The 5,406-nt window shown below is 39.8% G+C and carries 4 protein-coding genes, 1 other RNA gene and 4 pseudogenes; 7 read left to right on the top strand and 2 right to left on the bottom strand.

The genetic code is table 11. From position 1 onward, the window contains the following. Positions 1-681: 681 nt before the first annotated feature. Both HGJ98_RS11655 and HGJ98_RS11650 read right to left on the bottom strand, forming a co-directional pair. Positions 682-1,206 (bottom strand): annotated as a pseudogene (locus HGJ98_RS11655) (transposase); the annotation flags it as partial. A 139-nt stretch (positions 1,207-1,345) separates the two neighbouring features. Then, positions 1,346-1,945: pseudogene (locus HGJ98_RS11650) on the bottom strand (phosphoenolpyruvate synthase); the annotation flags it as partial. Between the two features lies 1 nt (position 1,946). On the opposite strand from HGJ98_RS11650, the pseudogene HGJ98_RS11645 reads away from it, so the two are divergent. The 7 genes and pseudogenes from HGJ98_RS11645 to HGJ98_RS11615 form a co-directional block, all read left to right on the top strand. After that, positions 1,947-2,099, top strand: a pseudogene (locus HGJ98_RS11645) (PEP-utilizing enzyme); the annotation flags it as partial. A 286-nt stretch (positions 2,100-2,385) separates the two neighbouring features. Beyond that, on the top strand, positions 2,386-2,748 hold the full coding sequence (locus tag HGJ98_RS11640) for a winged helix-turn-helix domain-containing protein (RefSeq protein ID WP_291351556.1): 363 nt from the start codon (positions 2,386-2,388) through the stop codon (positions 2,746-2,748). Beyond that, positions 2,748-2,909 carry a hypothetical protein gene (locus HGJ98_RS11635; protein ID WP_291351555.1) on the top strand — a complete coding sequence of 54 codons (162 nt, stop codon included), beginning with the start codon at positions 2,748-2,750 and terminating at the stop codon, positions 2,907-2,909. The genes HGJ98_RS11640 and HGJ98_RS11635 overlap by 1 nt, the downstream gene beginning before the upstream one ends. 344 nt (positions 2,910-3,253) lie before the next feature. Continuing rightward, the gene (locus tag HGJ98_RS11630) at positions 3,254-3,718 is read left to right on the top strand and encodes a DinB family protein (RefSeq protein ID WP_291351552.1); all 465 of its coding nucleotides are present in this window, start codon (positions 3,254-3,256) and stop codon (positions 3,716-3,718) included. A 177-nt stretch (positions 3,719-3,895) separates the two neighbouring features. Next, positions 3,896-4,077: non-coding RNA, 6S RNA (gene ssrS, locus HGJ98_RS11625), on the top strand. Positions 4,078-4,726: 649 nt separating this feature from the next. Next, entirely contained in the window at positions 4,727-5,059 is a 333-nt protein-coding gene (locus HGJ98_RS11620) for a DUF6506 family protein (protein WP_291351550.1), read from the top strand. Positions 5,060-5,247: 188 nt separating this feature from the next. After that, positions 5,248-5,406, top strand: a pseudogene (locus tag HGJ98_RS11615) (RNA methyltransferase); the annotation flags it as partial.

The following is a 5,406-nucleotide window of genomic DNA, read 5'->3' as shown; positions in this document are numbered from 1 at the left end:
ATTATGCCAACTTGGTTACTGAGGACCTCCAAAATGGGTTTGATGAATTTTGCCCTTTAGAAAATTTCAGTAGTAAGAAAAAACGACTCAAAATGAACTAAGTACCCATTTGGAAGGGCGTAACCGGCTTGGTAAAGAGGAGCTGCCGTAGTTAAGGGATTTGCTTAAGTGGTTTGAACTTAAAATTGAAGTTAATATCGTGCGATAAAAGAAGTAAAATTCATAATCAAGCTACCCTGAACTACTGAAGTGTAGGGATATTTTTTGTCCGTGAGCGCTATTTCGCTATGTTTCGTGGAATAAAGGGTTGTTATTGAGACATACTGCTATTGAAATATTTCGGATTAAGGTGGTAAAGGTAAAACGAAAAAAGAGTATTTGTATAGAAAAATGGGTAAAAAAGACCCCCTCGCCTCCACCAAATAAGTACTCAAACTTTATTGTGTACCCCATGTCAAGGACAATTCGGGTTTTACGTTCCAATTAAATAGGTATTTATGTTATACTAACCGTGCTTTACCACAAGGGAGGATAGGGCAACGCTGAGGAGCGACCCGAGCGCCCGTGTGGGTTTACAAGGGAGGCGTTGCGCATCAGCATCGCTTCTTTTTATTGCAGGCAAGCACTGCCTCCCTGGAAACAAAAGCGAAAAACCTCGGGGTGTGGGGCAGAGCCCCACCTTCAATCTTTACCTTTTGCCTTTGGTATTGTTAAAGGGTATTCTCCTGTTTCAAGATACTTGTAATACTCCCTTGGAGCTAATCTTGCCAAATCCCATTGGTATCGCTCGATGTTGTAATAATCAGTCCAGTCACTGATTGCCTGGTGAATTTCTTCAAACGTTGTGCACTGAGAAATGTCAATTTCATCTTTCATATGACCGTAAAAGGATTCCTGCGGAGCGTTATCCCAACAGTTTGCCTTTCGAGACATGGATTGTCTCAGTTCACTGTCCTTTATTAGTTGGATAAACTTCATACTTGTGTAGTGTGCCCCTTGATCCGAATTAATCAGGGTCTCGGCTGTCAAAGAGATACCATAATTCTCAACGAGCTGGTTCACGGTTTCCAGAACAAAATCGATTTCGAGAGATTCGCTCAGTACCCAAGCGAGCAACTCTTTTGTACAGGCGTCGATGATAGTAGACATATAGCATCGTGGTGCCTTCCCATTAATGATGTAGGTAATATCCGTCAGCAGAACAGCACGGGGCCGTGTGTTTCAAATTCCCGGTTCAGCAGGTTGGGGGTGACATTGCCGGTTTTTAGTGCTTTGGCCATTCTCCGGTACGGATTTGCTTTGCGAATAGGACAGAAAAGTCCATATTTGTTCATCAAACGTCGGATTCATCTTTTTCCTGAATAACGCCCACCTGAACTAATATGTCGGCTTCTTTCAATAAAGCTTGCTTATAAACGAAGTAGCGATTAACCATGCTATATTTTGGATACTCTCTAAACCCACTGAAATTGCGGAGGAGGTCGATTATTCGTTTTGTTTCCATGGCTTTTTGTTTACCATCCGGTAACTCAATCAAACGCTCTAATAATGCTTGTTCTTTCTTCAAAGCAGCAAGCTGCCCCTGATCAAATATTTGCTTGCGGGCATTCGGTTCAAAGTTTTTGATGTTGCTGAGAATCATGGGGACAAGTGAAGCCGGTTTTTCGCTCCAACGATTTTTTGTAAGATCGATTTCTCCGGGACAGCGCATTTCGTATTTGTCGAGATAAGACAAGATTACGTCACGGGTTTCCTGTCCGCCCTTAAACCGAACCAGTTCATCCAAGAAATTATCTTCTTTTACCTGTTGTAAATAAGCAATGACTTCGGGATTAGGACGAATCACATCGGCAACATCAAGCAGCTCCAGACCCATTTCCGAAGTAATATTATTCAGTACAGACTGAGATAGTGTGTCTGCTGCGTTCTTTTCACCCAACCACTCCACCGAAGTCGGCGGACTGAGGACTCATGGAGCGGTTATCGCCCGTGAATATGGCTTACCGGCAGTAATCGGGGTGGAAAATGCCACCAAACTCATCAAAGACGGACAGAGAATCCGAGTAAATGGAACAGAAGGCTATGTAGAAATCCTGTAATGGGGAAGATGCTGCCTTCCTCCTGGAAGGTTATATACATAATGATCCCCTGTAATAAATTCACGGGGACTATCTGCATTTAATATTGATAACCGGGAAGTATATTCCTACCCATATAAGTTTAAAAAGTATTAAGTTGGAATGACTAATTCGCGTACCAGATCAAAGTTGCTGCCAATTAGTCAATTCTAGCTTGACAATAGTTTACACCTGTAATATATTTATTACAGGTGTAAACTATTTATGCTAAAAGGGGGCGTAAACAATAAATGATGATAAAAACAGCTTGAAACACAGGGCACCTTCCGGAGACCAAATGCTCGCAATTCTGGAAGCATTAGCAAACTCGCTACGTTTAAGAATCATTGCTTTACTGGCTGACAGGCGTATCCATGTGAGTCAGCTGGCACGTGAGGTATCGATCAGCCGGCCATTGCTTTATATGCACCTTAAGCGTTTGGAAAACGCCGGACTTGTCACCAGTCAAATAGAATTATCGGAAGATGGAAAAGCAATGAATTATTATGAAGTAATACCGTTTGCCCTTGATTTGAGTTCCGAGATCATTGCGGAAGCGGTCAAAACACTTACAATTATAAAAACAACCAGCGCCTCACCGGACGATGGCAATGAAAAGGGGGATATTTAATGAATCAGGATATGATCGGATATGGATTTGCGCTTGTTATTTTATGTTTGGTTACTGTGGCGTTTGTAGTTATCATATCCCAGGTATTTAAAAACTCGCGCACCAAAATTGCGACTGCAGCTGAAATAGCCCGGGAACAGCTGAGGATCAGCAGAAAATAACAAGAGATATATCCGAAATGAAGGAGCGTATTAACTCGATCGAAAAAATGCTCCGTGAAGTTCAATGAAGTTTATTTTGAAAAACCTGTAAGAAAGAATCAAAAAAAGACAAGAAAATCAGGGCTAGTTATATACATTTAAATATGTTGAATAAAAAAAGAGTATTGCTTGTATTTGGGGCTGACGTTCTTTCAGCCTCTGTGTATATCGAAATAATTGGGTCGATTGATTGGCTGTGAACAAAAATAAACGATGATGCCAAGGCTGGAAGGCATACCTGAAGGAAATGGGTGACTTGAGGTGGGTGTGGATATTCTAATAAAATGATGATTTAGATTATTGATATGGGTGGAGAAAAGAATGAAAAAATTACCAAAAGGTTTAATTACTTAATCGATCTTCCAGTTAAGGTAAATCAGTTTTCGGAAGAGGAATTTACAGCAAAGCCAAAGGACAAGTGGTCAAAGAAAGAAATTCTTGGGCATTTGTGTGATTCAGCAACAAACAATCACCATAGATTTATTAGGATCCAATTTGAGGAGAAACCGTTTGTTGTTGTACCTTATAAACAAAATGACTGGGTCTCAATTCAGGATTATCAAAATATTGAGACTAATGATGTTATTGGGTTTTGGACAGCTATAAATAGACATATTGTTAGAGTTATCTCAAAGATTCCTGAAGAGAAATTATCATACATATGTGAAGTAGGCAATGATAAATTCTTTACTTTTTCAGAGCTGATTGATGATTACTTGAGGCATATGGACCATCATCTGACCCAAATCTTTGGAACATCTGAATCATAAATTATTTATCACACCATGGCCTGATGACCTCAACCTGACTTTTTTCATGATCCATCGTCGATGGTGACTACCTGCCAGAAGCATTGGAGTGCGAGTAAGATGGCTATTGGACACATCAAAATTATCCATAACTTCCCTAATGTCTTTTACACCTAACTTTGCTATAATGAACTTCCTTCAAACCTGCGATGTGCGAAGATTTGATTTGGTTTTAATCCTATTTATAAATTCGGGAATTTGATAAACTTACTGATTAGGTCATGCCTCCAATGCTAGGGGAAGGCCAAAAAGTAGGGTGAAAATGCCCACCTGCGAGAGCGGGGTAAACCAAATAATCTAAACGGCTTTGCGGGGAATAAAAGATGAAATGTAATCCAGGGCGACTATATGCTCTGGGTTTTTAATTAAAGTGCACGCAGCGTTAAACAAGAGGGGTTCAAGTCCCCTCGTCTCCACTAAATCAGTACTCAATCTTTGATACAATTGATGAACATACGAAGCCCAGCAATGCTGGGCTTTTCAGCATTTTAGGGTAAATTGAGCATCGTTTAGGACGGTGCTCTTTGTGTATTTGCACCCTTATCGTTAAAAGATGCACCCCCCTAGAGGGTGAAATCTACCTTTCGTTAAAAAGTATAGGCATCGTTAAAAGGTTTGAGGAATCGTTAATGTAAAGCTGAGGAACAAGTGATTAACTTATTCAGATGGGGAAAAATAGATAAATCTGTGGATATTCTACTGATTATAAGGATGTAATAAAAAGGATTACCGAATATAGATAAGTAGGCTAAACAATGAAGATGAGTAGGCAAAATAAGAATTAGCGGAAGCCTTGGTACCTAGGGTTTCAGCAAGAGCTGGGCCCTTTTTGTATCTACAAACCAATGTTTTGGGGTATAATTGAGCAGAACACTGTGACGCATTGGTAGGAAAGTGCGAAATACTACTTAAATTCATTGCAGATACTAAAGAAGAATATTATCACGGATTATACGAGGGAGAAATAATATGAAATTTAAAGAGGCCTACGTTATTCTTGTTCCAGAGGTAAACTCTCGTCCTTTCATGAGGGTTGATCCGGCAAAGGACAGAAGTATTCTCGATACTTTAAAATATACTTGCTATACAATTCTTGTACAGAATCAAGTTCAAGCTCTTGAAGAATGCCAAAAGCTTGTTCAGGAGGAAGGTGTTAATTCAATAACATTTTGTCCGGGATTTACCGATAAGGATGTAGCTCAAATTTCTGATATAGTTGGGGAGAATATTGGAATATGCGTTGCCCGTGGTGATAGCAACAACAGTAACATCGTTTCAAAGTTAATTGAACAGGATTATTGAAAATGAATTAATGCACACTTTTCTTATATTGTTTCGTAGTGTAGAAAGATGTGTCTTATAAGCAATATAGTGTAGTTAATATTATAGTATATTGATGGTGGTGTAATTCTTACTTTAAAAAAGGATTTTATGTTGCAAAAAAATCGAGGTTGATATGTTACCACTAACCTCGAACATAAGGAGATAAGATGTCAAATATCATTGAGATAAGCGATTTTTCATCGTCCGATTTGGATGTCTTTGCTCGCCTGACGGAAACGCAGCTGCGCAACCGGTTGGAGCCGGAGATGGGCATCTTTATTGCGGAGAGTACCAAGGTAATTGGACTTGCCCTCGACGCTGGATGC

The organism is Desulfosporosinus sp. (assembly GCF_014237355.1).
Taxonomy (GTDB): domain Bacteria; phylum Bacillota; class Desulfitobacteriia; order Desulfitobacteriales; family Desulfitobacteriaceae; genus Desulfosporosinus.
This window is presented reverse-complemented; position numbering and strand designations above follow the sequence as displayed.

What these genes read in the sequence shown, in the direction of transcription:
- HGJ98_RS11635 (WP_291351555.1), top strand. Translation starts at nt 2,748, where the DNA reads ATGAATCAGGATATGATCGGATATGGATTTGCGCTTGTTATTTTATGT.
- HGJ98_RS11630 (WP_291351552.1), top strand. Translation starts at nt 3,254, where the DNA reads ATGGGTGGAGAAAAGAATGAAAAAATTACCAAAAGGTTTAATTACTTA.
- HGJ98_RS11620 (WP_291351550.1), top strand. Translation starts at nt 4,727, where the DNA reads ATGAAATTTAAAGAGGCCTACGTTATTCTTGTTCCAGAGGTAAACTCT.